The following is a 937-nucleotide window of genomic DNA, read 5'->3' as shown; positions in this document are numbered from 1 at the left end:
ACGGCCCCAAGATTAGCAGATCAGAAAACGCAGTCCAGCTGCAATAGAAGGGCGAAAAAACTAGGGCGTGTCCTCATAAAATCCGACGTGCCAGCCCCTGAAGGTCGGCATTTTCGCTGCATCTCGCCGGCTTTTCGTCCTTGAAAATAGCTTCGGCTATTCCCTGCGGGCGAAAGGACCAGCGATTTTCAAGAAAATGCCGCTGGCATCGCCGTCTTTGAATTAAGTCCACGCCCTGGAGGGGGCAACAGCAAGATTAAAGGACGTGTTTGCTCCAGAAAACGCGAAGAGGCAGAAGAAGGGCTGGTGAGCCCGGGAGGACTCGAACCTCCGACCAACTGATTAAAAGTCAGTTGCTCTACCACCTGAGCTACGGGCCCATGAGGAATGTTTGGGGCGCCGGTGTGTGTGTGTGTGGCGCGTGTATTCTCCCAAGCGAGGCGGAACATAGGCCGGGGGTGCGCTGCGGTCAAGGGGATTGGCATCTCTTTGAAAAGGGCTCCAATGCCCAGAGGCATATTCGCCTTACGGGGAATTTTCTCACTCTACACGACACACCGTTACCATCTTCCTCGTCACCCCAGCGAAAGCCTCAGGTCTCAGACCACAAACGCATGAGCAAATGGCTTGAGATACCGGCTTTCGCCCACTGGTGTCCAAGAAAGATGATGGTTAGGTGAAAAAAGTACGGGATTGTCCGCCACTTGTGGTAAAAGTGAAGTGTCAAGGCTTGATTTGCCACAAGCGGAGGAACAATCCCGATGTTTGAACCTACCACGCTTCATCGCATTGTCCAACTGCTTCCTGACCGCCTTGTTGAGGAGGCGGTGCGCCGGCATAACAGCGACCGCTATCGCAAGCGTTTTCACACGCGGGCGCACCTGTTGGCGCTGCTGGTGTCACAACTTGGCGCTGTATCGAGCCTGCGGGATGTGGA

General features: G+C 54.7%; 1 protein-coding gene and 1 tRNA gene. One reads left to right on the top strand and one right to left on the bottom strand.

Annotated features, from left to right (window positions below; all coding sequences use genetic code 11):
- Positions 1 to 304 precede the first annotated feature (304 nt).
- Positions 305 to 380 (bottom strand) — tRNA-Lys (locus EK16_RS10880).
- A gap of 381 nt (positions 381 to 761) precedes the next feature.
- Between EK16_RS10880 and EK16_RS12675 the strand changes: the two genes are divergently transcribed.
- The coding region (locus EK16_RS12675; RefSeq protein ID WP_156098406.1) for a DUF4372 domain-containing protein at positions 762 to 937 on the top strand (176 nt) is incomplete at its 3' end.

The organism is Thermopetrobacter sp. TC1 (assembly GCF_000746275.1).
In the GTDB taxonomy this organism is placed as follows: domain Bacteria; phylum Pseudomonadota; class Alphaproteobacteria; order Rhizobiales; family Aestuariivirgaceae; genus Thermopetrobacter.
This window is presented reverse-complemented; position numbering and strand designations above follow the sequence as displayed.